The sequence below is a fragment of the Bartonella florencae genome, assembly GCF_000312525.1.
GTDB classification, from domain to species: domain Bacteria; phylum Pseudomonadota; class Alphaproteobacteria; order Rhizobiales; family Rhizobiaceae; genus Bartonella; species Bartonella florencae.
In genome coordinates this window covers 346,524-373,246 of the sequence record NZ_HE997452.1, presented here as the reverse complement: position 1 = coordinate 373,246, position 26,723 = coordinate 346,524, and the positions used below count along the sequence as shown (strand labels likewise).

General features: G+C 39.0%; 20 protein-coding genes and 2 pseudogenes. 5 read left to right on the top strand and 17 right to left on the bottom strand.

Annotated features, from left to right (window positions below; translation table 11 throughout):
* Window positions 1–70: 70 nt before the first annotated feature.
* On the top strand, window positions 71–4,780 hold the full coding sequence (locus BN202_RS04375) for an NAD-glutamate dehydrogenase (protein WP_019219330.1): 4,710 nt from the start codon (window positions 71–73) through the stop codon (window positions 4,778–4,780).
* A gap of 161 nt (window positions 4,781–4,941) precedes the next feature.
* On the opposite strand, the gene BN202_RS04370 is transcribed toward BN202_RS04375, so the two are convergent.
* The 4 genes from BN202_RS04370 to BN202_RS04355 all read right to left on the bottom strand — a co-directional run bounded on the left by BN202_RS04370 (window position 4,942) and on the right by BN202_RS04355 (window position 9,749).
* On the bottom strand, window positions 4,942–5,997 hold the full coding sequence (locus tag BN202_RS04370; protein WP_034987438.1) for a DUF2125 domain-containing protein: 1,056 nt from the start codon (window positions 5,995–5,997) through the stop codon (window positions 4,942–4,944).
* A 148-nt stretch (window positions 5,998–6,145) separates the two neighbouring features.
* The gene (locus BN202_RS04365; protein WP_019219328.1) at window positions 6,146–6,892 is read right to left on the bottom strand and encodes a glutamine amidotransferase; all 747 of its coding nucleotides are present in this window, start codon (window positions 6,890–6,892) and stop codon (window positions 6,146–6,148) included.
* Between the two features lie 119 nt (window positions 6,893–7,011).
* Complete coding sequence (locus BN202_RS04360; protein WP_019219327.1) at window positions 7,012–8,550, bottom strand: heme biosynthesis protein HemY; 1,539 nt, start codon at window positions 8,548–8,550, stop codon at window positions 7,012–7,014.
* A gap of 11 nt (window positions 8,551–8,561) precedes the next feature.
* Window positions 8,562–9,749: a COG4223 family protein gene (locus BN202_RS04355; RefSeq protein WP_019219326.1), complete on the bottom strand. Its 1,188-nt coding sequence runs from the start codon at window positions 9,747–9,749 to the stop codon at window positions 8,562–8,564.
* A gap of 387 nt (window positions 9,750–10,136) precedes the next feature.
* Between BN202_RS04355 and tsaD the strand changes: the two genes are divergently transcribed.
* Complete coding sequence (gene tsaD, locus BN202_RS04350) at window positions 10,137–11,231, top strand: tRNA (adenosine(37)-N6)-threonylcarbamoyltransferase complex transferase subunit TsaD (protein ID WP_019219325.1); 1,095 nt, start codon at window positions 10,137–10,139, stop codon at window positions 11,229–11,231.
* 465 nt (window positions 11,232–11,696) lie between these two features.
* A complete protein-coding gene (locus BN202_RS04345; RefSeq protein ID WP_019219324.1) occupies window positions 11,697–12,113 on the top strand; it encodes an EVE domain-containing protein in 417 nt (138 codons plus the stop codon).
* Window positions 12,114–12,145: 32 nt separating this feature from the next.
* Here the strand turns inward: BN202_RS04345 and BN202_RS10280 are convergent, their stop codons facing one another.
* Window positions 12,146–12,493, bottom strand: coding sequence for a L,D-transpeptidase family protein (locus BN202_RS10280; protein ID WP_019219323.1), 348 nt, complete (start codon window positions 12,491–12,493; stop codon window positions 12,146–12,148).
* A 5-nt stretch (window positions 12,494–12,498) separates the two neighbouring features.
* Window positions 12,499–12,687: a hypothetical protein gene (locus tag BN202_RS10275; RefSeq protein ID WP_019219322.1), complete on the bottom strand. Its 189-nt coding sequence runs from the start codon at window positions 12,685–12,687 to the stop codon at window positions 12,499–12,501.
* A gap of 69 nt (window positions 12,688–12,756) precedes the next feature.
* On the opposite strand from BN202_RS10275, the gene BN202_RS04335 reads away from it, so the two are divergent.
* Window positions 12,757–13,440, top strand: a complete 684-nt coding sequence (locus BN202_RS04335) for a response regulator transcription factor (protein ID WP_019219321.1) — start codon at window positions 12,757–12,759, stop codon at window positions 13,438–13,440.
* 311 nt (window positions 13,441–13,751) lie between these two features.
* Here the strand turns inward: BN202_RS04335 and BN202_RS04330 are convergent, their stop codons facing one another.
* The 5 genes and pseudogenes from BN202_RS04330 to argH all read right to left on the bottom strand — a co-directional run bounded on the left by BN202_RS04330 (window position 13,752) and on the right by argH (window position 20,078).
* Window positions 13,752–14,516, bottom strand: a complete 765-nt coding sequence (locus tag BN202_RS04330; protein ID WP_019219320.1) for a class I SAM-dependent methyltransferase — start codon at window positions 14,514–14,516, stop codon at window positions 13,752–13,754.
* Window positions 14,517–14,769: 253 nt separating this feature from the next.
* Window positions 14,770–17,202 carry a TIGR02302 family protein gene (locus tag BN202_RS04325; protein WP_019219319.1) on the bottom strand — a complete coding sequence of 811 codons (2,433 nt, stop codon included), beginning with the start codon at window positions 17,200–17,202 and terminating at the stop codon, window positions 14,770–14,772.
* 126 nt (window positions 17,203–17,328) lie between these two features.
* Window positions 17,329–18,594, bottom strand: a complete 1,266-nt coding sequence (gene lysA, locus BN202_RS04320) for a diaminopimelate decarboxylase (RefSeq protein WP_034987279.1) — start codon at window positions 18,592–18,594, stop codon at window positions 17,329–17,331.
* Window positions 18,595–18,603: 9 nt separating this feature from the next.
* Window positions 18,604–18,783, bottom strand: a complete 180-nt coding sequence (gene lptM / locus BN202_RS04315) for an LPS translocon maturation chaperone LptM (RefSeq protein ID WP_019219317.1) — start codon at window positions 18,781–18,783, stop codon at window positions 18,604–18,606.
* Between the two features lie 60 nt (window positions 18,784–18,843).
* Window positions 18,844–20,078, bottom strand: a pseudogene (argH, locus tag BN202_RS04310) (argininosuccinate lyase).
* Between the two features lie 33 nt (window positions 20,079–20,111).
* On the opposite strand from argH, the gene BN202_RS04305 reads away from it, so the two are divergent.
* Window positions 20,112–20,807, top strand: a complete 696-nt coding sequence (locus BN202_RS04305; protein ID WP_019219316.1) for a TlpA disulfide reductase family protein — start codon at window positions 20,112–20,114, stop codon at window positions 20,805–20,807.
* 1 nt (window position 20,808) lies between these two features.
* On the opposite strand, the gene BN202_RS04300 is transcribed toward BN202_RS04305, so the two are convergent.
* From BN202_RS04300 to BN202_RS04275, 6 genes and pseudogenes are all read right to left on the bottom strand, one after another.
* A complete protein-coding gene (locus BN202_RS04300) occupies window positions 20,809–21,303 on the bottom strand; it encodes a YaiI/YqxD family protein (RefSeq protein WP_019219315.1) in 495 nt (164 codons plus the stop codon).
* A 12-nt stretch (window positions 21,304–21,315) separates the two neighbouring features.
* A pseudogene (locus BN202_RS04295) lies at window positions 21,316–22,169 on the bottom strand (YihY/virulence factor BrkB family protein).
* A gap of 493 nt (window positions 22,170–22,662) precedes the next feature.
* Window positions 22,663–23,595: a prephenate/arogenate dehydrogenase family protein gene (locus BN202_RS04290; protein ID WP_019219313.1), complete on the bottom strand. Its 933-nt coding sequence runs from the start codon at window positions 23,593–23,595 to the stop codon at window positions 22,663–22,665.
* A gap of 389 nt (window positions 23,596–23,984) precedes the next feature.
* On the bottom strand, window positions 23,985–25,025 hold the full coding sequence (gene holA, locus BN202_RS04285; RefSeq protein WP_034987275.1) for a DNA polymerase III subunit delta: 1,041 nt from the start codon (window positions 25,023–25,025) through the stop codon (window positions 23,985–23,987).
* Between the two features lie 4 nt (window positions 25,026–25,029).
* Window positions 25,030–25,824, bottom strand: a complete 795-nt coding sequence (locus tag BN202_RS04280) for an ABC transporter ATP-binding protein (protein ID WP_019219311.1) — start codon at window positions 25,822–25,824, stop codon at window positions 25,030–25,032.
* Window positions 25,821–26,714, bottom strand: coding sequence for an ABC transporter permease (locus BN202_RS04275; RefSeq protein ID WP_019219310.1), 894 nt, complete (start codon window positions 26,712–26,714; stop codon window positions 25,821–25,823). Before BN202_RS04275 ends, BN202_RS04280 begins: the two co-directional genes overlap by 4 nt.
* Window positions 26,715–26,723: the final 9 nt, after the last annotated feature.

The following is a 26,723-nucleotide window of genomic DNA, read 5'->3' as shown; positions in this document are numbered from 1 at the left end:
ATTAAAGAGAATAATGTAAAGTCTATTTTACAAAAAAGGAACACCAAGAGCAAACAAAAGGGAAAACGCTGTGTTAAAACAACAAACATCAGACAAAACAAACAATCAAAATAAAATAGAACAAGTTCTTTTTGCTCATACTGATACAGAAGATATTATTTGTTACCAAGACAAAGAACTCCAAAAAGCCACAGCCATTGCCACTGAAGCTTTTAATCTCCATAAGGCAGAAAAGAGTATTATCTGCTTTGAACAAAATTTAACCCGCAACAACAAACCTATCACAGTTATCACGCTTGTTAACGATAATAAACCCTTTCTCCTTGATTCTATTTTAAATGTCTTTAATCAGCATAAAAATCATATTTATTTGATTGCCCATCCTGTCCTTGATTGTGCCTCTGGACAACGCATCAGTCTAATGCAAATTCATATCGAGTCCTTAAGTGAACAACAAATCCAAAAGCTTAAGGAAGAACTTACTTTAGTTCTTGAACAGGTCAATGCTGCTGTGAAAGACTGGCAGCCTATGCTTGAAGAAGTTAAAAAACATATCCACGCTTATCAAACGGGTCTCCCATCAAATTACAAACAAGAAGGTGAAAAAGCCATTGAATTTCTCAATTGGTTAATGGACGATAACTTCATTTTTCTTGGCATGCGTACTTATAACTTTCTTAAAAACCAAGAGCCTACAAAATCCTTTACAGCCAGCAATATTGAACTTGGTATTCTCACCGATGCTTCTATTCGTATTATTGGTGATGCAAGCGTGGAAGAACCCCCTCAAGAAATCCTCTCTTTTATGGAAAGTGATAACCTATTTATTGTTACAAAAGCCAACAGTCGCTCAAAAATTCACCGTCCTGTTTGGCTTGATTATATTGGTCTAAAAATCTTTGATAAAGACAATAAACTGTGTGGAGAACTACGCATTGTTGGACTTTTTACCTCCTCAGCTTATACGCGCTCTATTTTGCAAATTCCTTTCTTAAAAGAAAAAGCCAAAACCATTATTCAACGGCTTGGACACAATCGTGCTGACTATTCTGGAAAATCCCTTATCAGTGTTTTAGAGACCTATCCAAGAGATGAAATGTTTCGCTCTGATATTAATATATTGACAGAACATGCCAAACTTATCATGCAACTAGACGAACGTCCACGTTTGCGAGTGCTTGCTCATACTGATTCTTTTGGGCGCTTTGTTTCTATCCTCGTCTACATACCGCGTGACCAATACAGCAGCAATATTCGTGAAAGAGTTGGCGAATATTTTGTTGAACTTTATAAAGGTGACTTCTTTGAATCCTATCCTCTCTTTTTGGAAAGCACCCTCATACGCGTTTATTATGTCATTCATCGCAAAGTCAGTGAAAGTGCTCCACTTATAGAGCGTACCACACTTGAACAACATGTGCGTTCTATAGCAAGAAGTTGGGAAGACAGTATTCAAACTATAGCTCTTTCTGGTAAAACAACAGAACCACAAACACGTTTGGCCAAACAATTTCCCAACAGTTATCGTGACTTATTTTCCGCTGAAAACGCTATTGAAGATGCTAAACATATTTTAAGTCTTCATGATAAAAAACCGCTTTTTGTTACTTTTTATCACACACCTAATAAAGAAAAGCGCAGCATTTCTCTTCGGCTTTTTCACCGCCATGAAGCACTAGCTCTTTCCAAGCGCGTACCACTTCTTGAAAATATGGGATTTCGAGTTATAGCTGAACAAACACTTGAATTACCCGATGGCAACGGACATTCTGTTTATCTTCATGACATGCAATTAGAAAGTGCTTTCCAAGTCTGTATTGATTTCGCTAAAAACGGTCAAAAACTCGCTGAAACATTTGAAGCCATTTGGGCACAAGATGCTGATAACGATGCTTTTAATGCTTTAACACAAACAGCTGAGCTTAATTGGCGTGAAATTGTCATTTTGCGTCATTATGGACGCTATCTGCAACAAGCTGGCATTCCTTATTCACAAGACCGTGTTGCCCAAACTTTAAATGCCTATCCTGACATTACGCAAGATCTTTATGCCTTGTTTCATTTAAAATTTCATCAAAGCCATACAGAAAAAGAGCGAGAAAAGAATCAGCTAATTATTCAAAAGCGCATTGAAGAAAAATTACAAAATGTATCAGGTCTCGATGATGATCTCATCTTACGTCGTTATCGTAATCTTATCGATGCGAGTTTACGAAGTAATGCCTTTACCCCTCTTAGCAATGGGAGTCCACGGCGTATTTTAGCTACCAAGTTAGATCCACGTCAAATTGAAGGCCTGCCTGAACCGCGCCCTTATCGCGAAATTTTTGTTTATGGACCAGAAGTAGAAGGGGTTCATTTACGCTTTGGTCCTATTGCACGCGGAGGAATCCGTTGGTCTGATCGTGCACTCGATTATCGTACTGAAGTGCTCAGTTTGGTTAAAGCCCAGCAGGTTAAAAATGCTGTTATTGTTCCTGTTGGTGCTAAAGGTGGATTTTATCCTCATTGTCTTCCCCAAACGAATGATCGTGCCATAGTCATAGAAGCTGCACGACAAGCTTATATTGATTTCATCACAGCTTTGCTTTCCATTACCGACAATCTGGTTAATGACAAAATCAGCCCTCCTCACGACATCATCAGCCATGACGGTGATGATCCTTATTTTGTTGTTGCAGCAGACAAAGGTACGGCAACATTCTCTGATACAGCCAACAGCATTAGCCAAGCAAACCACTTTTGGCTTGATGATGCCTTTGCCTCTGGAGGTTCCGCAGGTTATGATCACAAAGAAATTGGGATTACAGCCAAAGGTGCATGGGAAGCGGTTAAAAGACATTTCCGAGAATCCTTTAACCACGATATTCAAACGACTCCTTTCACCTGTGTTGGGGTTGGTGACATGTCTGGTGATGTTTTTGGCAATGGAATGCTGCTTTCCAAACAAACAAGATTGATTGCCGCCTTTGATCACCGCGATATCTTTATCGACCCAGATCCAAATATAACTGAAAGCTATGCAGAACGTATGCGCCTCTTTCAACTTCCTCGTTCAAGTTGGCAAGATTACGACAAAACAAAATTATCAAAGGGTGGTGGCATTTTCTCACGCACCATGAAAACCATTACGCTCTCACCCGAGGCAGCACAAGCTATTGGTTTTGAAAAACAAACAGGAACGCCCTTTGAAATTATCTCTGCACTTCTTAAAGCACCCGTTGATCTTTTATGGTTTGGCGGCATTGGTACTTATATCCGTGCAACAACAGAAACAGATGCACAGGTCGGAGATCGTGCAAATGATTCACTCCGCATTACTGGTGAACAAGTTCGTGCAAAAGTAATTGGTGAGGGAGCTAATCTTGGTGTGACACAACGTGGCCGAATTGAATACGTCTTAAATGGTGGGCGCTGCAATACGGATGCCATTGATAATTCGGCAGGTGTTAATTGTTCAGATATTGAGGTCAATATCAAAATCGTTCTGGCATCAGCCCTTCGTGCAAAAACGCTTACCCGCGAAGCACGCAATGAACTCTTGAAAAAAATGACTCCACAAGTTGAACAATTAGTCTTGCGCAACAATTATTTGCAATCCCTTGCTCTTTCTCTGACTGAAAGCCAAAGCATTGTTGATTTACCTTATCAAATACGCTTTATGCATAATTTAGAACAGAAAGAACTTCTGGATCGTAGAGTAGAAATTCTCCCTGATGAACAAATTCTACGCCAAAGAATAACACAAGGTCAGGGACTTATACGTCCAGAGCTCGCTGTTATTTTGGCATATGCTAAATTAACCCTAAAAGAAGAAATCGCTCACAGCCCCATCGTTGATGATCGTTATTTTGATACAATCTTGTTACACTATTTTCCAACACAAATTCAAAAAAACTTTGAGAAAGAAATCCTCAATCACCAATTGCGCCGTAATATTATCGCAACAATCCTTGCCAATGATATTGTCAATCGAGGAGGCCCAACATTTGTAAGTCGACTACAAGATTCTACAGAACAAAAGGTTGAAAATATTTTTCGCGTTTTCGTTGCTTTGTGCGATGGTTTTGAAATACCGCAATTGTCTAATGAAATTGATAAGCTCGATAATAAAATACCCGGTCTTGTCCAAAACAAATTTTATGCAGCCATTACTTCGATGCTTTTTGAGACAACAAATTGGGGATTGCGCAATATGGATCTCTCAACTCCATTAGAAGAACTGGTAAAAATAATAAAACAAGCCCGCACTGTTATTGAAAAACTGCTTACACATTCCAATAACAAAGATATCAACCAAAAAATTAAAGAAAAGACGATACATTATAATGAAGAAGGAGCAGCAAAATCTCTAGCAAAACAATTAGCCCTCTTGGAAGCTGCTCCAATAATTTGTGATATTTCTTTAATTGCACAACAAAGTGACAGCGACCTCATTAAAACTGCAGAGATTTATTTCTCACTTGCTCAAATCACTCGTATCAACCGTATTAATGAAGCAAGTCGAACAATTCCTATACTGGATTATTATGATAGTATGGCCTTAAGCCAAGCTAAAGAAAATATTGCCGAAAACTTACGGAAAATTGTTATGAAAATCTTGAAAAATTATGGAGTAAAAGAAGATCCATTTACAGCTTGGAGTAAAAGGGAAGAAGACCACATTTACAATATAACAAACCGTATCAGTGCCCTTATTGAAAATGATCTCAATATTTCTCGCTTTACTTTTGCAGCGGGGTTGATCGCACAACTTCAAAATACTGGCTTTCAAACTTAAAGCATTGCAAAACAGACTAGGTTTTCAAGACTTCGTTTTGCCTACTACCCATGGGTAATTAACAAAAAAGCAGGTGCACTATCTTTAATTTTAAGACAGTACACCCTCTTCACTTTGCTAGTAAAGTTAATTGTGCAACCTCAAGACACTGACTTTTAAACTTAAAACGGAGCAAGACGGCCAAGTTTTAAAAATCCTAACTTTGCCCATCCGTGATTAATGAACAAGGGAATAACAGGATAACCATCCGCACTTTTAGGCATAGCACCCAGAACAAAAAATAAAGCCTGTAGATTATTAGTTTGCTCAGGAAACAAGTGTTGCATAGTTGTAAGAAGTTCCATATGCTTAACAAAAACAAGTTCAAATTTTGCTGTCAAATATCCTTCATTATCAAAGGAAAAGGGCCCACTCACACGGAATGTACCACCTGTGTGAAAACTCAATTCACCGCGCTTTAAAAGTCCATTTTTTCCATACAGATGTTGTTTCCAACTGCTTCCTTCATTTTCGAACAGACGAGGCATATCATTGAAAACCCATTCCAAATTTCCATCAATTTTTGGAACTTCCCCAAAATAAGAAGCAAAAAACGCAGAAGGATCAAAATCATCAAAAGTAATATGCCCCGATAAATGATTTTTATCGTGTTTCAGATCAAAGCGTAAAAATTCTGCTGTTATTTTTGGAGGCACATCTTCTTGATCTAACACAGGCACAATCACATCTGAAGCATCTTTTAAAGATGCTTGGTCTCCAATATTTTCTTGCACGGTCTTTTTACTTTCCGTCTGTAATTCCGGTTTTTTTTGAGATTTTTTCTTTTCCAAAGATGAAGAAATGGGGGAAATTTCAATCCCTTCAGCGATCAATTGAAATGTCTTATCCATTTTCCGATAAGATTCTGTTTCAATCACCAGATTACGCCAATGTGACACGATAGGCGTTTTTCCATCTAAAACAATAGATACAGGAGAATGAACGTTAAGTTCTATTCCATAAGGAGCATAAATTGGTGTTCCAGCTGTCAAATATCCCGTCGATAAAGAAAGCTCGTGTAAAGGCCAAGTAAAATGAAATTGATCACAAGCAACACCAATACGTAATGGATAACCGTTCTTGTGTAGATGCTCGCACTCCACCTTCATATCATGGGCAGCTGCTCTTGCGAAGAGATCAACAACACGGTCTTCTATTTTACGTGAAAAAAAAACCACATTGCGGTGTAAATAAGTATCAGAGCAAGACAAAATAGCCCATAAAATAAATAGCTTAAAGAAAAACTTTTCCGTATTGATTTCAATGAAGGGAACATAGACAAAATAAAAACTTTCCTTATTTCATAATGATCAAAATTCTTAAATCTCACGCATGGGCGGCAGACACACAAAAGATCTGTTGCAATGCATTTTCAAACCATTTACTCAAAGCCTGATCATAAATTAAACGACCTTGCAAATGTGCAGGAGCAGGTTGAGCACCTTTTTCCATGAGTTTATGTGCCGAACGAGCCACCAAACGCCGCATCATAGCACGTGTGAATTCAGCATGAAATTGCAAACCCCATGCATTTTTTCCATAACGAAAAGCTTGTGTAGGATATGTGTGACCTGTGGCCAAAATTTCTGCTTCTTTAGGTAAATCATAAATACCTTCATCGTGAAAATGATAGACCATGTTTGGCCAATTCATCACTTCCTTTCCTTGCAATGTTGCTTCCAATGGATACCAGCCAACTTCAACAGTTCCATCACTTCTTGTTCCAACACGCCCCCCTAAATTTCGTGCCAACATTTGTGCTCCAAGACAAATACCCAAAAAAGGTTTATTTTCTTTTAGTGATAGAGAAATCCAATCAATTTCCTCACCAATATAAGCATCCCTGTCATTTACACTCATTGGTCCGCCTAAAACGACAACACCAGCATAATGCTTCAATGTATCGGGAAGTTTCTGCCCCAAAATAGGACGATAAATGTCAAGAACAAAACCATTTTGTTGCAAAAATTTTCCCAAACGACCAGTATATGTAGACCGACGATGAATAACGACAGCAATTCTTTGTTTGCTCTTTCTTTGTTTTTGAACAATACATCTTTGACTTAAAAACATTTTTTAACCAATCACTTCTGCAATCAAGTAAAATTTTATCCTTCAAGTATAAGAAAATAATTTTTGCAAACAATATTGATTATAACTCTCCTTATTTAAAATAAAGGAAATTTATTTTTTTATAAAGATGTCTTCTCATCTTCTGTGTTAACCCCTGGATCATCAACATTTAAATGGGTTTTGCTGACTGTTTTAGTCTCTTGCTCTTTGATATATTGTTTCTCTATTTGTGCATCATACAAAAAAGAATTCTCTAGAGGAGGCAACTTTTCTGGTATCTTATCTTCAACATTAACGACTTTTTCCACAATATCTTCTTTATCTTGTTTTTGAGGCACAATATTGGCCGCCTCTAATGTAATGGGAGGCATGCTGGGAGGGGCCTTCCATTCAAAACAGCCCAAACGCCCACTTATTGGAGAAACCACCGACCAAGAAGGAAAAATAGCCCCCTCACACATCCACACCGGATCCCGCTCAGCACGTAGTGCTAAAGAAAGCCATTGACGCACAGCCCCCTGATTATTGCCCTGTGCCTCTTCAATATCTGCCAATAATAAATAGACACTTTCTCGTTGATGATATTGCAGAGCTTTTTGTGCCTGTTGCCTTGCTAATACTATCTCACCAGCATCCAAAGCAGCTTTAGCAATAAGAAAGGTTGCTGCAAATGTATCTTTATTATAAGAAGCAAGCTTCTTAGCCTTTTTCAATCGCCCGACAGCTCCCTCTTCTCCTTCAAGATAAAGCGCACTCAAATCAGGATGAGGTTCTTTCTGCCAAGCTGTAATAATCATTTTATCAGCTTTACGTGTTTCATTTAACTTATAAAGTATATTAGCAGCAACAACTGTTATCGGAATAAAATCAGGCTCCAATTTATGTGCTTTCAAAATGGCAGCACGCGCTTCTACCGGATGTGTCTCAAACAGGTAACGTGCTTTCCCACAAAGCAGCAAAGCCTGTGTATGTTGACGCTCTAGAGTCGAGCGAACAGAACGCGGTAAAACTTTTTGCGCGCGTTCAAAAACAGTAAGCGCCCTCTCCCACTGCCCGCTCATACTAAGCTGATCAAGCACCGCCTGATGTGCCCACACAAGTGCTGGTGATAAATTCAATGCTTCTTCTGCATATTGCTGTGCTGCTTCATAAGCTTTGCTCTTTATAGCTTCACGAAACAAACCGTACAGCCCTACCAATTTTGTTGGTGTTTCTTTTTTCATTTCCTCATAAAGATTTATGGCAGAGGCAGAATTATTTTGCAAAGACAAGGTCTGCGCTTTTAAGAGTTTTACCAACGGCTCACCTGTACCTGCAAGATATTTATTAACACGTGCTTCCATTTGTTTTGCCAACACACTATCTCCAGCAAACACTGCGAGAATTCCTTGTGAAAGCGCTTCATAACCGCGCCTTTTATGGCGTTTATAAAAATAATTGGAAAAAATACGAGGTACAGAAAAAAGTACAGAAAACAACCACCATAAAAGTGCTGAAATTCCAAAAAACAAAATCAGTATGCTGAACACTGTAAGCAATGAAGCAGAAAAGCGAAAATGCAAAAATGTTAGGACTAAAACACCATTGTGATTAGCAACAAAGCCAAATACCAAACCCAGCACACATACAACAAAACTATAAATAAAAACACGTATCATCTGGAGCCTATTTACATCTTTGTTGCTTTAAAGGATTCTTGTTGCACAGACATCAACAACTTCTGAAACAACTGATGAACAGCAATATGTGTTTCAAGCTGACGAATAAAATCCACTGAAACATCTTTTGCATTTTGAGGCAATGTTTGCCATTCACCCAAAGCTTTTTCATAATCCCCCATCTGAATGGCAACTTCCATCCGCGCTGCAATTGCCCCCAATGTCATACCTTCAATATTTCCAATCGGACGCGAGACAATAAGACCTTTTGCCCATGCTAAAATCCGTTGAAAAAAACCGGTATTCGGTGGAACACTATTTTGTGTCGCAACGATTTTATCTGCAACACGAGCAAAATTCGCTGCAAGCTGTGCTGAACTTGGCAATCCTGCGATCGCTGTTTTTTGTAACAAATCAAGTCCATCAATCGAAGGTGATAATTGCTGTAAGAGCTTTAATTCATTATTATAAGATCCACCACGTTCTACAGCATTTTTCAAAGAACTGATTGCACTAAACAGTGCGGTATTTATTTCTTGTTTTTCATTTTTTGTCGCAACAATTTCTTTCTGCATAGTTTCTAACTGTTGCTTTAGGAGAGCAAGAGCGTTTGCATTGGTTTGTCCAGCCGATAAAGCCGTTTCTATTTCTTTTGAAACATCAACAAAAGCTTGCACAGACTTTTCAAGATCATTCACTTTTTTCTCTAAAGAAGCAAAAGCTTTTCTGCCATCTTCTTGCATTCCTTCATCATTGTGAATTATTTCCACCTGTTGTGATGACAAAGAGGCAAACTCTGCTTTCAATGCCTCAATTTCTTTCAGCATATGCCCCAATTGCTTGTGTGTCTCTTCACTTTGACTTTTTGCAATTTCTGCAATTTGTAAAGCCTTTTCCTCTCTCGCATTGTTTTTCAGCAATGAAGAAGGAAGCATGCTCGCCCATTGCAACCCCATCAAAATACCTAAAGCGATAAGTCCACCTAAAATTCCTGAAATAAGCAAGTAAAAGCAAGTTATACGAGACATGCATTGTTTCTTCGTACTTTCTTTGCTCTGTTTTTCTTTCACACCCGATTCTGCTGGATTTTGTGTTACTTGTTCTGAAGCATGATTGACAATTTCATTTTCAATCACTGGTGCTTTACGGCGCGTACCAGCATAATGTGATTTAACTTTTGGTTTTGCAGAATCTACCATCTTAGTCACTTTTTGTGCACATTTTTTCTTATTGATAAAATAATAAAATGAAAAAATCTTTAAAAAATAAAGAATTTCTCAAAGAGCATAGCTTGTTTTAAACCTTTTGTATAAAGTTTATAACTTCAGGAAAATTTACAACACTGTATTTTTAGCGAACACCTTTAAACTTATATACTTTAAATGAACAAGATTTTGCATACATATCATTATTTTATACTAAAAAATACAGCTTCATTTTTAATAAAAGGAGTTACTATATTAAAATCATTCGTTAAAATGCATTTTTTCATAGAGAAATTAATTTCAAGAGGAATTCTTTGCATCTCCACCTGTCCGTGCTACCCACAAAAGAAAAAGAATCTTTAACATAAGGTTTTGTTTGAAATGCGCCTATTAGGAATAGAAACCAGTTGCGATGAAACGGCTGCTGCTGTTGTTGAATACCACAATGATCAAAACAGCCAAATTCTTTCCAATATTGTTTGGAGTCAAATTGATCATCATGCGCCCTATGGTGGAGTTGTTCCTGAAATTGCCGCTCGTGCCCATGTTGAAATTCTCGATAGTTTAATTCTAAAAGCACTCACAGAGGCAGAAACAAAATTGAAAGATATTGATGCCATTGCAGCCACCTGTGGCCCAGGTCTCATAGGAGGTCTGTTGGTAGGCGTTATGAGTGCAAAAGCACTTTCTCTTGCCACGGGAAAACCATTCATTGCCGTAAATCATCTGGAGGGCCATGCGTTAACAGCCATACTAACGCATAATGTTCAGTGTCCTTATTTATTATTGTTGGTCTCGGGTGGACATACACAAACAATTCTTGTTCACGAAGTAGGCAACTACCAACGTTTAGGAACAACCATCGACGATGCCTTGGGAGAAGCTTTTGATAAAACAGCAAAACTCTTAGGCCTTCCTTATCCTGGAGGTCCAGCACTTGAAAAAGCAGCTTTATTGGGTGATAAAAATCGCATTGCTCTTCCACGGCCTTTAAAAGGTGAAAAGCGGTTAGATTTTTCTTTTTCCGGTCTTAAAACCGCTGTCCGGCAAGCAGCAACGGCCATGGCTCCTCTTACAGAAAGTGATGTTGCTGATATTGCAGCAAGCTTTCAAGCAGCCGTTACCGATACGCTACATGATCGTGTTCATTTGGCTCTACAATATTTTACCCACCAATACCCCCTTTCTCATAATCAAGAGCGTCGTCCTCCTGCTTTAGTTGTGGCAGGTGGTGTTGCGGCCAACCAAGCTATTCGGTTGACACTGCAAAAGCTTGCACATCAACATGGTTTTGAATTTATAGCGCCTCCCCTTTCCTTATGTACCGATAATGCTGCAATGATTGCTTTTGCTGGTGCACAAAAACTTGTGCGTGGGGAAAAAAGCCCCCTTGATCTCGCCCCTCGCTCACGCTGGCCATTGGATGAAAAATCCGCACCCCTCATCGGGATGGGACGCCGTGGAACAAAAGCATAACCAAAAGAAATAGCCCCCTGTGTTCTACAAAACATAAGAGCAATCACCATTATTTAACATCTTATTTGTTACACTTATCATTGGAATCTTTAAGACTTCTAAGACACAATTTTCCTCCATCATTTTTTCAACGCAAAGCAATCAGAAGCTGCTCTTTCCAGACAAAGGTTTTAAAGAACCAAACTTGTTATTAAGTAGCTTACTTTAAGCACAATACTGCAATTCATATGCTTATCTTCTCTCCTAAAAGGACGCAAAAAACAGAGCAGTCTTATGCAATTTCCTCTAGAAATCTATGAAACAGCTCCAGCGCATGATACACTCGAGGATTTTTAAAAAAGAGCAACAAAATCGATATTGCGCATTCTTTACTTGATTTTAAAGGAAAAATCATAGTTGGAATGTTATATAAAAATAGACACGTGGTGTGTGAAATAAATTCACAGTCCATAAAAAGGAGAAAGCATGGCTTATTGGCTTTTTAAATCTGAACCCCATAAATGGTCATGGGATATGCAAAAGAAAAAAGGTGCTGAGGGCGAACAATGGGATGGTGTACGCAATTATCAAGCCCGTAACAATATGCGCGCCATGAAATATGGTGATAAAGGTTTTTTTTACCACTCTAACAAAGGATTAGAAATTGTTGGTATTGTAGAAGTCTGTGCGCAAGCACACCCTGATTCTAGCACTTCTGATCCTCGTTGGGAATGTGTAGATATTCGTGCAGTTTGTGATATGCCAACCCCTGTTTCATTAAAACAGATTAAAGCCAATCCTAAACTAAAAAATATGGTACTAGTCAATGCAAGTCGCTTATCAGTACAACCGGTAACAGAAGATGAATGGAAAGAAGTTTGTTTGATGGGCAACCTTAAATAAAGAAATGTTCTACCTTAACACAATAATTTTGTTCATCTGCACATATAGGACAAAAGACGTTCCATATCACGCTGGGCAAGTGCAATACATCCTTCTGTTGGTGGATAATTCTCCTGTGCTAAATGCATAAATATGGCACTTCCTCTTACCATTTTGCGTTCTGTAATATTCCAATCCAAAACCACAGCAATTTCATAAAGCCCATCTTCACGCTGCATTTTTTCAGCACTGTTACCATAGGGAAGACGTATCAAACGATTATAATTGGCATCACCACATGTATCACACCAACCATCTCGTGTTCGAATACGACGTAAAGGCAAAGCAGAACGTGGCAAGAAACGATAAGAGTTGCCACAAAATCCACTCAAACAACGCATATGAGTTAAAGGTGTAGCATCATCTCCCTCGCGCTTAAAAGCAGAAATACCAGCCCACTCCAGAGCACAAAAAAATGATTTTGATCAACACGCAAAACACGCCGTCTTGCACCATGACCTGCTTGTCGACGAACGACCATAGAAACAACAAAAGTTCGTTTTTTAGAAGCTTTCTTTTTCAATTTTCCTTGCATGAAATCTCATTTTTCAGAAAACTATTTTCCACCTCTTTTGTGCATTAACATATCTTATAAGGAAAAAAAATGAACCGCCATACTCTTTTAATTGTTGAAGCAGACAATGATTTGCGCCCTATTTTGGTAGAACAATTACAAATGCATAAAGAATTTGAAATATTCCAAGCAAAAACAGCGAAAGCAGGGATAACGATAACCCAAACAAACAATGTTGATCTGGCTATTTTGGGACTTGAATTGCCTGACCTTGATGGCCGCAAAACTGTTAAACAATTACGCGCCCAAGGATTTCGTGCTCCCATTATCATGATCACAAATCATGATACAGATTGCGATACCCTTTTACATCTTGAAACAGGTGCTAATGATTATGTAAAAAAGCCTTTTCGCTTTGCAGTATTATTGGCACGAATTCGCGCCCAATTGCGCCAATATGAACAAAATGACGATACAATTTTTTACATTGGCCCCTATATTTTTAAACCTAGACAAAAGCTGCTCATTGATCAACACAACAACAAAATTCGTCTTACAGAAAAAGAAACAGCAATTCTTAAATACCTTTATCACTCTCATGACCAAATCGTGAACCGAGAAACACTGTTAGAACAAATTTGGGGCTACAATGAAAATATTGTCACCCATACCTTAGAAACCCACATTTACCGTTTACGAAAAAAAATCGAAAAAGACCCCTCCAACGCGCAAATTCTCATTACTGATCAAAACGGCTATCGTTTAAATCTTTAAAACCTCCTCAATATAAAGAGCTTCAAAACAATTGTGATACTTTCAAATTTTTTAAAATACGATTTTTAGCAGAGACAATTCACCGTTTTGTAACTTAAACAAGCTAGGTGGATAAACTAAGCTCTCTCACTGCAAACGTACCTTATAATCAATCTAATACGATCTTCCACTTGTCTATCAACAAAATGCGCACAGAAATAAAACCATTTGAAACGAAACTCCCTATCGTCTCATTACCCCATGCAAAAGCAAGAACAACATTGTAAGCTAGCAAACAGAATATGTCATCGACAAATTCTGTCTTATACTCTTCATGGACACTGTCGTGCGAGAGCATTCGAAACAGACTGAGAAGAGCTTTCATAGGCTTGAGGTGATAAAGCAGGAATAAAAACACGCCGTGATTGACGAGGCTGTACAAGCAAGCCTTGATAAACACGTTTTTGCGCCTTACACATTAAGAGTCCCCCAAAATAAGGCAAAAGATGACGTGCAAATGGCTCATAAAAAAATGAGAATAACCGTGAAATATAACCCAAAGAAGGTGTATAATGTACAATTTCTTGCATTGACTCAGAAATAAAGTTTGTTTTTTCAAACAAACGAGCAATCTGTTGTCGGCTATAAGGTTCGCCGTAACCAAAAGGTGTAGAAGTATTGCGCGCCCAAAAACCGGAACGATTAGGAACAATAACGATCAAGCTACCATTAGGAGCTAAAATACGCCATATTTCATTAAGAGTTTCGTATGAATTTTCTGTATATTCGAGTGCATGTACCAATAAAACACAATCAATTGAAGCATCAGGAAGCGGCAAATCTTCTTCAAAAACAAGTGCTGTAGCGACTTTTTCAGCACAAGGCCAAGGCGAAGCACCCTGAGCAGCTGACATAAAGGCAAAACATTGTCGTGCCCGTGTATGTAACACATCAAGATAAGGAAGGGCATAACCCAAACCCATCACCCGTTTATCAGCAAGATCAGTCCACCATAAATTTAATTGATCAGACAATGTCGCCTGCACGCGCGACCCAAGGGGCGAAGCATAAAAATTTCTCAGAGTGACTATATCCAACGCAACATACCGTTTTAGAAAAAAATGTTAAACATTACAGGCTTTCATATATCTCAATTTATATGGATTTTTGCCTTTTCTCCGCAATAGCGAACATCTCAGTATCTCACATTTTAAACGCAAATAATAAAAAATCGTACAGAACATTTTTATTATTACGTAAAACAAGCCTTTTAAATATGATTTTTATTTTTGGACCTTGTGCTCAATAAGGCTTCCAATGCATTTCTCTTGGTTAAAAGAAAATCAGCGCCTAATTAAAATGGAGCAACCTCTCAAGATAGTTTTTTTCTGCTTCTAGAATATGTTCTTTGCCAAGACGTTTACGAATTTCTTCCAAAATCTGTCTTGTACGCATCTGGTCACTTTCTTGTGGTATAGCCGTTCCTTCTTGTCCTTGATCTGTTTTTGAAGAAAGTGGACGCCCCAATGGATCTTCAGAACCAACAGCAGTATTTTGATTATCTCCAGCTTCTTTAAGTGTTTCGCGCATTTTTTCTAAAACATTTTGTGCACCTTGCCGCAAAGCTTCTAAAGCATCTGCCTGACTATGCATAGATTTTTGATGATCTCCTTGATCAAGAGCATCTTGCGCAGAATTCATTTTCTCTTCTGCCCTTTTGAAGGCATCACTTGATTCAAATCCTTGCGCTGAGAGTTCTTTTTCTAACACTGACAATTCAGACTGCAATTCGGCTTGCCGCTTTTTTAAAGATTCTCTTTGCGTTTCTGGAACATTTTCTCCACGTCGTTGTTCTTTTTCTAATTTGTGTGTTTCATTGAGGATTTCTTGCTGACGACGCATTAAGTCTCCAAGCTTATCCATTTTTTCTTTCATCTCTGCCGATTGGCTTTGGCGCTTTTCCCCACCTTGATTGCCTTTTTGGACTTGTAAATGATCAAGAGTTTGTTCAACTTCAGCCAACAGCTGTTCAGCCGCCAAAGAAGAGCCCATTTTGGCCATTTCTTCAATGAGATTCAGCTTTTTTTCTAATGAATCCTCTGAAAGATTGGGACGACTAAGATTGTTATTGGCAGCATGCGTACTATTTTGTGCATTTTCAGCCAAAGCGTGAATATACGCATCCATAGCTTGGCGTAAATCTGCCATAAGCCGTTCAATTTCTGCTGCTGGAGCACCATAACGAAGCGCATCACGCAAAGCAGCTTGTGCTTGTTTTAAATTTTTCTGGACAGACTCGAGCTGATTACCTTCAAACCCCAAAGCAATCTGCCACAAATAGTCGACCACCCCACGCAAATCATCCTCTGTTTCTGCCATAGAAAGCTTTGTCCATGCACTTTGTAGAACAAGAACATGTGTAAAATTTTGTAATCCATCTTTTGGACGCACCAGCAAAACAGCAAGCATATCAAGGACACGGTCTTTCGCAGAAGTATTAAGAGCTAACATACGACGCAATTCAATCACTGCACGTGCAACAGGATTAGAAAATACACGCTGTGGTAGGGTCATTACAAAAGTTTTGCTCTGTCCTTGTTGTCCCGCACCATCTTCTGCCAACAAAGTAATTTTGACTTGCGAACCAGCCCATGGATGTGCAGATATATCTTGTACCGTCCGCATTTTACCCTTTCCACTGCGAGGAAGAAGAAGTTTTATTTCAGGTGCCGTATAGAGAGAAAGAGTGTTTTTGTGCTGATTAAAAAAAGGCTCTATTTCAACAACAGCTTTTGTCACACCATAATCATCATCGAGCTCATACTGCAACTCTAACGAACCGGTTAAAATTCGCCCTGGCTTTTCCAGCCAACGAATTGTTGGATACTGATCTTTCATCACCTGTAAATGCCACCGCTGTTGTTTGTGACGTGATGAGACCAACAAATCTATTGAATGTTTTAAATGTGTTTCAAACTGAACGGTTGGATCATTCAAAGCCACCTTTTCATTTTTCTTTTCAAACAAAACCTCACCTGCATCCTCTTTAGATACGGCTTTTACTGAAATACCAACACCATTTGTAACACGCACAACCACAACACTCCCTTCAGGAACTGCTAGCTGTTTTGTTTCGCCTTTTGTTAAATAAAGAGGCGCAACACCGGTATAAGCAGGAGGTGTTACCCAAGCATCAATCCGCATGGATGCTTCATCGATGATAGGACGAAAATCAAATGCATCTGCCAAATGGCCTCCTCGCGAGCCAAAAGAAAAACTAAAAGCGCACACACAAAGGAGAACACATAAAGCCCTCAAAGCGAAAGGATCGAAAGCCGCACTATTTAGAGAAACAAATCCAATTTTTAAATGATCCAATTGCTCTGCCATGCGGCGCTGGTGTTCACGCCAAACAATCGCATGAAAATCTTCATCATTTTCAAAACATAAACGATCGGTTTGAACACTTAAAGGCTGATGCTGAAGACCGTTTGCTTGTTCAAGACGCTGATTAACCTCCCGCCTTGTAGGAAATCGAAAATGTTGAAGAAAAAATAAACTCCCCATGGCCAAAACGAGTATTAGCAAAAGCAAAAGCAGATGTGACCAATAACCCAGAATGCCAAAAACACCCAACCAACTCAGCGAACAAAAAACACTAAGGACGAGAAAAAGCGGGAACAATCGCCCCCATATCCGCTCCAAAGAGAGGATAAACCATATCAAAATGCGCACACCAACAAGTTTTATTCCTGCAAAACTTTTGATGTTTTCATTTTTCATAGACAAATGTTTGTCCCCTTTTACAGCGATGAATTGGGATCATAAAACCCATATAAGACAATTTCCAGAAAATAAATTGTTTCATCGAAGTTTAATAAAAATAAGACCTAAAAGACTTAAACAATACTAGATCCAACTAGGGATATGATCAGATTCTATTAATTGCGCATAATCAAGACGTGGACGAATGATTGCATACCGCGTGTCCTGCACAAGAACTTCTGGCACCAAAAGCCGGCTATTATATGTGCTTGCCATCACTGCTCCATAAGCCCCCGCTCCCATAATCGCCAAAAGATCCCCCGGTGCCAAAATTGGCAAACAGCGATCTAATGCTAAATAATCGCCGGTTTCACAAACAGAACCAACAATATCGGCTCGAATATGTTCTGCATCTTTTGATGTTTGTTTGATCGGCCACACATTCTGCCAAGCATCATAAAGCGTTGGACGTATAAAATCATTCATCGCCGCATCAACAATAACAAAATTCCGCCCTTCTCCCCTTTTTAAATAGAGAACAGATGTCACCAACACACCCGCTTCACCAACAATGCTCCGTCCTGGCTCCACGATAATATTGATTCCTAAAGGGGCAATATGTTTTTTCACAAGTGCTGCATAATCAAAAGGAGAGGGTATGACATGTTGTTCATGACCATATGCTATACCAAGCCCACCGCCAATATCGATATGCGTTATCGCAAAGCCATCACTCCATAATTGATGCACAAAATCTGCAATAATACGAAATGCCTCTTCAAAAGGTTTTAAATCACAGATCTGACTGCCAATATGCATATCGACACCGCAAACCTGCAATCCAGGTAAAGAAGCGGCTTTTTTATAGGCTTCTCTTGCAAACAACAATGGAATACCAAATTTATTTTCAGACTTTCCTGTTGTAATTTTCTTATGTGTTTTTGCATCAACATCTGGATTAATGCGCAATGAAATACGTGCTGTTTTTGCAAGTGCTACAGCACGCTGTGACAATTGTTCAAGTTCTGGCTCTGATTCAACATTAAAACAATAAATATCTTGAGCAAGAGCAAAATCTATCTCTTTCACACTTTTACCAACACCAGAATAAACAATACGATGAGCAGGAATACCAACAGCAAGTGCGCGTCGCAACTCACCTTCTGAAACCACATCAGCTCCCGATCCATTTACCGCCAAAAGCCTTAAAACTGCTTGATTAGAATTGGCTTTAACCGCATAAGCAATCAAACTTGGCATTTCTTGAAATGCCTTTTGATAATCTTTAAAACGTGTTAGCAATGCATTAGCCGAATAACAATAAAAAGGCGTTCCTACATTCTGCGCAAGAGCAGAAAGTGAGAGACCTTCAGCGTGAAACATATCTTGACGATAGGAGAAAAACCGCACATCTCTCTCCTATTTTATCAAACGATCAAGAATAAAAGCTTTATCTTCTTCACTTTTGGCAATAGATGCCCCTTTTACAGGCTTCTGGACATCGAGAGGAGGCATCTCCAATGCTCCCTTACGCCCACATCCAACAAGGACAATCCCCCCCAAAAGGACAATTGTTAAACTCCTTAAAACGATTTTCATACGCCCTTTTCTCTCCTATCGATATTTCTTTTTATGCTGTTGGATTGCAAATCCATCCCTTCAGGCTGTAACAAGATGCTTTTTCCAATAGGCAATTTGATGAATTACCTCTGAAGGTGCTGTACCACCAAAACTTTTACGGCTTTCAACTGATTTTTCAACCGTTAAAACATCAAAAACTGCTGTATTAATCTCAGAGTATATTTTTTGCAGTTCCGCCAATGACAAATCATTAAGACGACATTGTTTTTTTTCTGCCAATGCGACAACATGTCCTGTAATATGATGTGCTTCACGAAAAGGAATCCCTAACACACACACCAACCAATCAGCAAAATCCGTTGCCGTTGCATAATAAACATCAGCTGCTTGCCTCATTTCTTCTTTATCGACCTGCAAATCACCTATAATCCTTGTCATTACAGCCAGCGACAACTCTAGATTCAAAGCCCCATCAAAGACATATTTTTTATCTTCTTGCATATCTTTTGAACAGGCAAGAGGCAATTCTTTCATCACCGTTAACAATCCCATCAGTGCGCTATTCAGTCGCCCTGTTTTAGCCCTTATCAATTCCGCTGCATCAGGATTTCTCTTTTGCGGCATAATAGACGAGCCAGTAGAAAATGCATCTGACAAACGAATAAAATGAAATTGTCCTCTTATCCAAAGCGTTATTTCTTCTGCCAAACGCGAAAGATGCATAGCACAAAGAGCACCAGCGCTTAAAAATTCTAAGGCAAAATCACAGTCCCAAATACTATCAATGGAGTTGCGTGTTGGCTCACGAAAGCCTAGCGCTTGTGCTGTCATAAAACGGTCAATCGGAAAGCTTGTCCCTACCAAAGCTGCCGCCCCTAATGGCAATTCATTCATTCGCTCAATCGCATCCTTGATAAATCTCGACCAAACATTTCAACATAAGCCATTATGTAATGAGCAAATGTTACAGGTTGTGCTGATTGTAAATGGGTAAAGCCTAGCATAAAGCTATCGACATGTTGCTCTGCGCGAACAAGCAATGGCTCTATCAACCCTTTTAAAGCTTGCGCTATTCTCTGTAATGCCTCACGCACCCACAAACGAAAATCAACGGCCTCTTGATCATTACGTAAACGTGCTGTATGCAAACGTCCAGCAACAGGACCAATTAATTCAGAGAGTCGCGCTTCAATATCTTGCCGATAAAGTTTTTGGTCAAAATCAATTGAGGCATTAATTTCTTCTATAATTGCAGCAGGCCCTGCTATAAATGGGCCACCCCACATTTGGTTTTTTAACTTCTCGACTGTCATATTCTAAAAATGCCCATAAAAAGGATAAAAATCATGGTTTCTCAAATTTTTGATAGCCAAAAAAAGAAAAACAAAAAGAAGCTCGTTATCGCATCCTTTCTCGCTGCCTTAATCTTAGCTGGTGTCAGTTTATACGCAATAAAAGCCTCTCATGACAAGAGAGCGTCTCCTTTTGCCAATTTTATTTCAGAAAAAAATACTGAAAAAAGACAAGTAGAAAAAATGGGAACAATACGAAAAGCAGCAAAAGGATTTTTTGCCAATATACGATTTTCTGATACGCTATTAGATATGAACACTCTCTCTTTCAAAGATCTTCAAGGAAAAGATCACAAACTCTCTGAATTTACTGGAAAACCGATTCTGATCAATCTATGGGCGATCTGGTGCGCCCCCTGCCGCGCAGAAATGCCTGAACTGGCGCAATTAAAACGTGAATTAGGTGGAGAAAATTTTGATGTGATAGCTATTAATACCGATAAAACAGCTTCTTCTGAAAAAATTCAGCAATTTTTACAGAATGTTGATGCCAACAATTTAGTCTACTATCGTGATGAAACAATGAATATTTTCAACAATGTTCGAAAACAAGGGTTAGCCCTAGGACTACCCATCACACTTCTGATTGATAAAAATGGTCATCTTATTGCTTCCTATAATGGTGCAGCTCCATGGGCTAATGCGGATGCTAAAGCACTTATAAAAGCTGTCATAGAAGAAGCACAATAACCTAATAGCCACATCTTTTTAAACGTTGTATAGCGACATCCAATGCTGACAAAAAAGCAGAACGATCTTTGCGCCCAAAAGGACGGGGACCACCTGTCATATTGCCTTGTCCGCGCAAATCTTCCATTAAATTGCGCATTGCCAAAGCTTGACCGACAGAGCTTATATCAAAAACACGCCCCGTTGGCGAAAGACAAGCCCCTCCCGCTCGCACAACTCTTGCTGCTAAAGGGATATCGCTGGTAATAACGATACTCGCCTCATGCACATGTTCTACAATCCAATCATCTGCACCATTGAATTCATCAGCCACAATGACTCTTTCAATGAGCTCTTCATCTGGAAGAGAGAGAAAACGATTTGCCACAACAAACGTCTTTAGCTGATAACGATTCATCACACGATAAACTTCATCTTTTACAGGACAAGCATCCGCATCAACCAATAAAGTAATGGCAGGTTTTATTTGTCTATTCGTCTTTAAGCTTTCACACACACATTCGTTCTTTCATTCTTCTGAATGCTGTAGATGATTGCGATAAAACATAATTGCTGCGTTTATTTCGCCTCCCAAAATAAAAATTGCGCTTAATATGTAAAGAAAAATAATAGCAACCATAATAGATGCTAACCCCGCATAGGTAGAAATATAATCAAACATCGTCAAATATTGTGCAAAAGCAACGGAAGCTATAAACCACACCGACATTGTTACCACAATTCCTGGTAAGATATCTATAAATTTCCGCCTTTCTGCTGGAAGCCATTTATGAACAATCAAAAGACTGATAAACAAAACGACAACTGCGATTACATAGCGCCATAGACGAATAACACTTATATATTCTGTTATGAAAAAAGAATGATTTTTCATAATCTTAATCAACAAAGGTGCCAAAACCAACAAAAAGCTGATCACCACAAGACCAACAGCTCCAAGAATGACAAAAAACAAACTTTGGAAACGACAAAACAATAAACCACGCTGCTCAGTGACACGATAAGCTTTATTTAAAGCCGTACGCAAAGCCTCTATTCCGTTAGAGGCAAAATAAGCAGCTACAATGACAGAAATCGTTACCACATCCCCTCGTTGAACAGTTAAAACATTGATAATTTCTTGAGATAAAGGCTCTGCAATAAAATCTGGTAATAACTGCACAAGCGCAATAATTTTTTGCGGTGTATAGGTAAAAGCGCCGAGAAAACTAGCAAGGGACGTTCCAAAAATAAAAAAGGAAAAAACGCTAACAACCCTGATAACGCGACATGACTGGCAAAAGCACTTCCATTATCACGCCAATAATGGCTTATTGCATTAACAAGAATATGGTAGCTATACCAAAAGATATTTCTTAACAAATCTCAATACTCTCTGGTAGTACTCTCTCTCATATATACAAGTTTCATAATCATCATCAAAATTTCAAAACAAACTTGCCTAGTATAAAGGGCAATAATCAAGGCGGTCAAGTCTAACTTTTGAGCATAATAAAACGATGAAAATTAATATAATAAACCATTGATATTATCGGCAAAATAGAGGACAGATATAAATTTATACAAAGCATATTTAAGCATAAATACATCACACGAAATGATCTAAAAATAACCCTTAAAATCGCGTTGTATCAAACTCTCCAACGACTTAAAGGAGCTCTCTTCTAAACTTCATAGCCTCTTATCCTACATCCCATACTCTACAGAACCAAAAATGATAATCTCCCAACCATAAAAACCTTTTAACTCTTAAGCCTCTCCACACAAGCAATCACCATTTTCAAGCAATTGTCACTCTTCTGTATAGAAATATAAACTTCTAGAAAAACGAGAGAAATTCAATAAAAAACCCTTTTTACATGCTCTCTTTAGAAATATTATGGCGTCCAAAATCAGGCACATCAATTTCCTGCCCTGCATCAATAATATTACGACGCACAGCACGCGTACGGGTAAAAAAGTTAAACAGTGTCTCACCATCACCCGAACGAATTGCCTGTTCTAAAAAAACAAGCCCTTCAGTAAAACGGCTCAACATTTCTAAAATAGCCTCCTTATTATGCAAACAAATATCACGCCACATAACGGGATCAGAAGATGCCAAACGGGTAAAATCACGAAAACCTGAAGCAGAATAAGCAATCACTTCCGAATTGGTCACTTTTTCTAGATCACTGGCTGTCCCCACAGTATTATAAGCAATTAAATGCGGCAAATGGGAAACAATAGCCAATACAAGATCATGATGTTTAGGCTCCATTTTTTCAACACGCGCACCACAAGCTTCCCAAAACGCTGTCAATTGCGCTACAGCTCCAGCATCACTTTCCGCAAAAGGAGTTAAAATACACCAGCGATTTACAAACAAATCAGCAAAACCAGCATCTGGTCCTGAATATTCTGTTCCAGCAATCGGATGCCCTGGAATAAAATGAACTGTTTTGGGCAATAAAGGAGCCATTTCTGCAATAACCAATTCTTTTGTAGAACCAACATCACTCACAATCGCGCCTGGCTTTAAATGATCGCGTATAGTTTTTGCCACCTCTGCACTCGATCCAACAGGAACAGAAAGCATAACAAGGTCTGCTCCTTTAACAGCTTCTGCATTATCGGTTGTATAGAAATCTCCAAGTTGCAATTCACGCGCTCTTTCCAATGTTTCTTGACGACGCGTTGCAATAGAAATCTGAGCCGCAAGATTTTTCTTTTTAATCACTCTTGCTAAAGAAGAGCCAATCAAACCAATCCCAATAAGGGCTATTTTTTCAAACCGAATATGGAGCATTTCTCACCTTTAAAGACTCTTTGGAAACAGCAATAAAACCAAAATTTATCTGCCTCTTTGTTCAAGAGTTATCTACCAAACATTTAAAAAACCACAACCAGCAAGAAAATAAAATAATAAGATTGCACAGACCAGCCAATATCACTTGGCACAAGCCATCAACAGATCATTTTATCTAGAAAATGCCCCCAAAAATGATAGAGAGCGTAACATCACACCTTAAAACTTGTCAACTCTTGGCCCGCAAGCGCAACTCATGGCACCAAAGACAAATGCTCTTTCTTCTCTTGCACGGTAACAACAACCGCTCTCTATAAAACATCACTGTTTTACTTTAGAAACTGTTATCTTAAAAAAACAATAAATCTTATAAGAGATAGCCTAATATTTTAAGCAGCCTTCTGGCGTCGCGCAACAATTGTAAGCCCCAGCAAAGCCTGGCGAATAATTGCTTCACTCAAAAGCGGGTTTTTACGGCTTTCTAAAACAGCAGTTTGAATTCTTTCCATCGCATAGGAAATCTGTTCTAATTTCCAATATCTTAAAGCTTGTTCAACTGTTTTTTTCCGTTGAAAAAAAATCGGCGGTCGTGCTTGAGAAATCACGATAGAAGGAGATTTTCCTTCAACCTCCACTTGATAACGCAAAAGCTGCAGTTGCTGAAAATGCCTTTGTGCGGTACTCAAAATCAAAAACAACGCCCCACTCAATAGAGCATTTTGACTAAAACGCGCCTCAAAACTTGATACATCACCCAATAAAAGAGCATCAATCACTTCATCGAAAGAAACAGCACTCACATGACTCACGATAGCTTTCACATCCTCAAGAGTAATCTGTCTATCGGCAGCATAAAAACAAAGCTTCTCTAATTCACTTCGAGAAACAAGGCGATCCGCTCCCAAACTTTCATGCAACCACTTGCGTGCATCCAAAGAAATACTCTTTTTAAAATAACCCACAACCTCATCAATCAGAGCATCCAGAGAACGAGCATCATCAGCAAAACAAGGCAGCGCCATCGCTTTTTCTGCTGTTTCAACAACATTGCGCAAACCCGTTCCTTTTTTCAAATCTCCCGCCTCAATGAGAATAAAACTTTTCTCTGGAGGCTCTTCAATGAGAAGCTTCAAGGCTGTAAGAAAACCTTTTTGATTAGCAGCATGAGAGATCCATATCAAACGATCGCCTCCAAAGAGTGATAAAGTGCGTGCTTCATTTTCCAAACGTGCGGGATCTTTATCAATCTCAGCTGCATCCAAACGAATTGTTGAAAACGGATCATCTATTGCTATTTGCGTCAGTTTAGCAAAGCGTTGCGCAGACTCACAGACAAGCCCCCGATCTGGTCCGTAAATGAGCACAATAGGAAAAGCACGTGAAAGACGCATTAGAAAATGACCAACTTCATGCGCTTTTTTCTGAGCCAAAATATTAATCCATTAACAATTCATCATCATCAAGAGCTTCCCCACGAACTTTTTGAAACATGCCAATTAAATCATTGACATTCAAGCCTTGACGCTCTTCTTGACAGACATCCAAAATCACTTTTCCGCCATGCAACATCAATGTGCGATCTCCATGATCAAGAGTTTGACGCATAGAATGCGTCACCATAATAGTTGTTAATTTTTTCTCTTCAACGATTTTTTCGGTCAATTGCATCACAAGATCAGCCATTCCTGGATCTAAAGCTGAGGTATGTTCATCAAGCAGTAAAACATCGGCATGCGCCAAAGTTGCCATCACAAGACAAACTGCTTGGCGTTGTCCCCCCGACAAACTATCCATAGGATTATGGATATATGCTTCAAGACCAATGTCTAATTTTGCAATTTCATCTTGAAAAAATTGTCGTCTCTGATGATTTAAAGCTGAACGCAAACCACGGCGACTCCCGCGAAGAGCAGCAAGAGCCAAATTTTCTTCAATTGTTAAAGAACCGCAGCTTCCCATTGATGAATCTTGAAAAACACAAGCAACCTTTCCCGCACGCTCACTGACTGATTGCCTAGAAACATTTTGTCCATTGATGATCACTTTTCCTGTGGTAGGCAGAGTTGCACCTGCTAAAACACTCAGCAAAGTTGATTTACCAGCGCCATTTGAGCCGATAACCGTAACAAAGCTCCCACGATTAATCTTGAGATTAATATCAATTAAGGCTTGTTTTTCTAAAGGTGTTTGCGGTTTAAATGTGACTCCAACATGTGAAAACTCAATCATGTTTTACTCCTCCCCCAATAATGTGGTATAACAAGGGCTAAAACAACCAGCAACGCAGTGATCAATTGCAAATCTGTCGATGTATCAATACCAATCCCATTTGCTTCAAAGGCAAATTGCACTGCAACACGATAAAAGACAGAACCCACAACACAGCTCACAATAATCCAAAAGATATTGCGCGTACGAAAAAGAGTTTCTCCAATAATAACCGCTGCTAAACCGAAAACGATTGTACCAGCTCCACCGGTAATATCGGTAGCAATTGCAGTTTGAATATAAAGAGAGCCACCAAGGGCAACACAAGCATTAGAAAGCCCCATACCAAAATAAATCAATGCTGAGGTATGAATGCCTTGCGCCTTAGCCATCCGCGGATTAACTCCCATTGCACGCATAGCAAGACCTATTTCACTTTCTAAAAAGCGCCAAATAAAAAATGCCACAATGAATAATACAGCACCAATAAAAAGAGGACGCACAAAGATATCAGACAAGCCAAACAAGTTATAAAAGGGTGTTAAAGCTGTATCAGAAAGCGCCAAATTAATATTAGAGCCTCCCATAATCCCCATAATACGAAGATTAACCGTATAAAGTGCTGACATTGTTAAAATAGAAGCCAAAAGATTTAGAATGCCGAAACGTAAATTGAGCAAAGCCGTTACCAAACCTGCCAGCATACCAGCACAAAAAGCACCAGCCATAGCAATCCACGCATTAAAACCTAAAAGAATCAACACACCACAAACACAGGAACCAAGGAGAAATGATCCATCAACTGTTAAATCAGGAAAGTCTAAAACGCGAAATGAGAGATAAACCCCTATAGCCACAAACGCATAAATAAGACCTAATTCCACAGCGCCAGAAAAGGCAAATATATTCATGTAAAACCA

Excerpts from the sequence above, each read along its gene's own strand:
- BN202_RS10275 (WP_019219322.1), bottom strand. The coding sequence starts at position 12,687 with ATGCAAGGAAAATTGAAAAAGAAAGCTTCTAAAAAACGAACTTTTGTT.
- BN202_RS04280 (WP_019219311.1), bottom strand. The coding sequence starts at position 25,824 with ATGATTGAGTTTTCACATGTTGGAGTCACATTTAAACCGCAAACACCT.
- lptM (WP_019219317.1), bottom strand. The coding sequence starts at position 18,783 with ATGAAAATCGTTTTAAGGAGTTTAACAATTGTCCTTTTGGGGGGGATT.
- tsaD (WP_019219325.1), top strand. The coding sequence starts at position 10,137 with ATGCGCCTATTAGGAATAGAAACCAGTTGCGATGAAACGGCTGCTGCT.
- BN202_RS04275 (WP_019219310.1), bottom strand. The coding sequence starts at position 26,714 with ATGAATATATTTGCCTTTTCTGGCGCTGTGGAATTAGGTCTTATTTAT.
- BN202_RS04345 (WP_019219324.1), top strand. The coding sequence starts at position 11,697 with ATGGCTTATTGGCTTTTTAAATCTGAACCCCATAAATGGTCATGGGAT.
- BN202_RS04360 (WP_019219327.1), bottom strand. The coding sequence starts at position 8,550 with ATGATACGTGTTTTTATTTATAGTTTTGTTGTATGTGTGCTGGGTTTG.
- BN202_RS04365 (WP_019219328.1), bottom strand. The coding sequence starts at position 6,892 with ATGTTTTTAAGTCAAAGATGTATTGTTCAAAAACAAAGAAAGAGCAAA.
- BN202_RS04325 (WP_019219319.1), bottom strand. The coding sequence starts at position 17,202 with ATGAAAAATGAAAACATCAAAAGTTTTGCAGGAATAAAACTTGTTGGT.
- BN202_RS04355 (WP_019219326.1), bottom strand. The coding sequence starts at position 9,749 with ATGGTAGATTCTGCAAAACCAAAAGTTAAATCACATTATGCTGGTACG.
- BN202_RS10280 (WP_019219323.1), bottom strand. The coding sequence starts at position 12,493 with ATGCGTTGTTTGAGTGGATTTTGTGGCAACTCTTATCGTTTCTTGCCA.
- BN202_RS04335 (WP_019219321.1), top strand. The coding sequence starts at position 12,757 with ATGAACCGCCATACTCTTTTAATTGTTGAAGCAGACAATGATTTGCGC.
- BN202_RS04290 (WP_019219313.1), bottom strand. The coding sequence starts at position 23,595 with ATGCTCCATATTCGGTTTGAAAAAATAGCCCTTATTGGGATTGGTTTG.
- BN202_RS04305 (WP_019219316.1), top strand. The coding sequence starts at position 20,112 with ATGGTTTCTCAAATTTTTGATAGCCAAAAAAAGAAAAACAAAAAGAAG.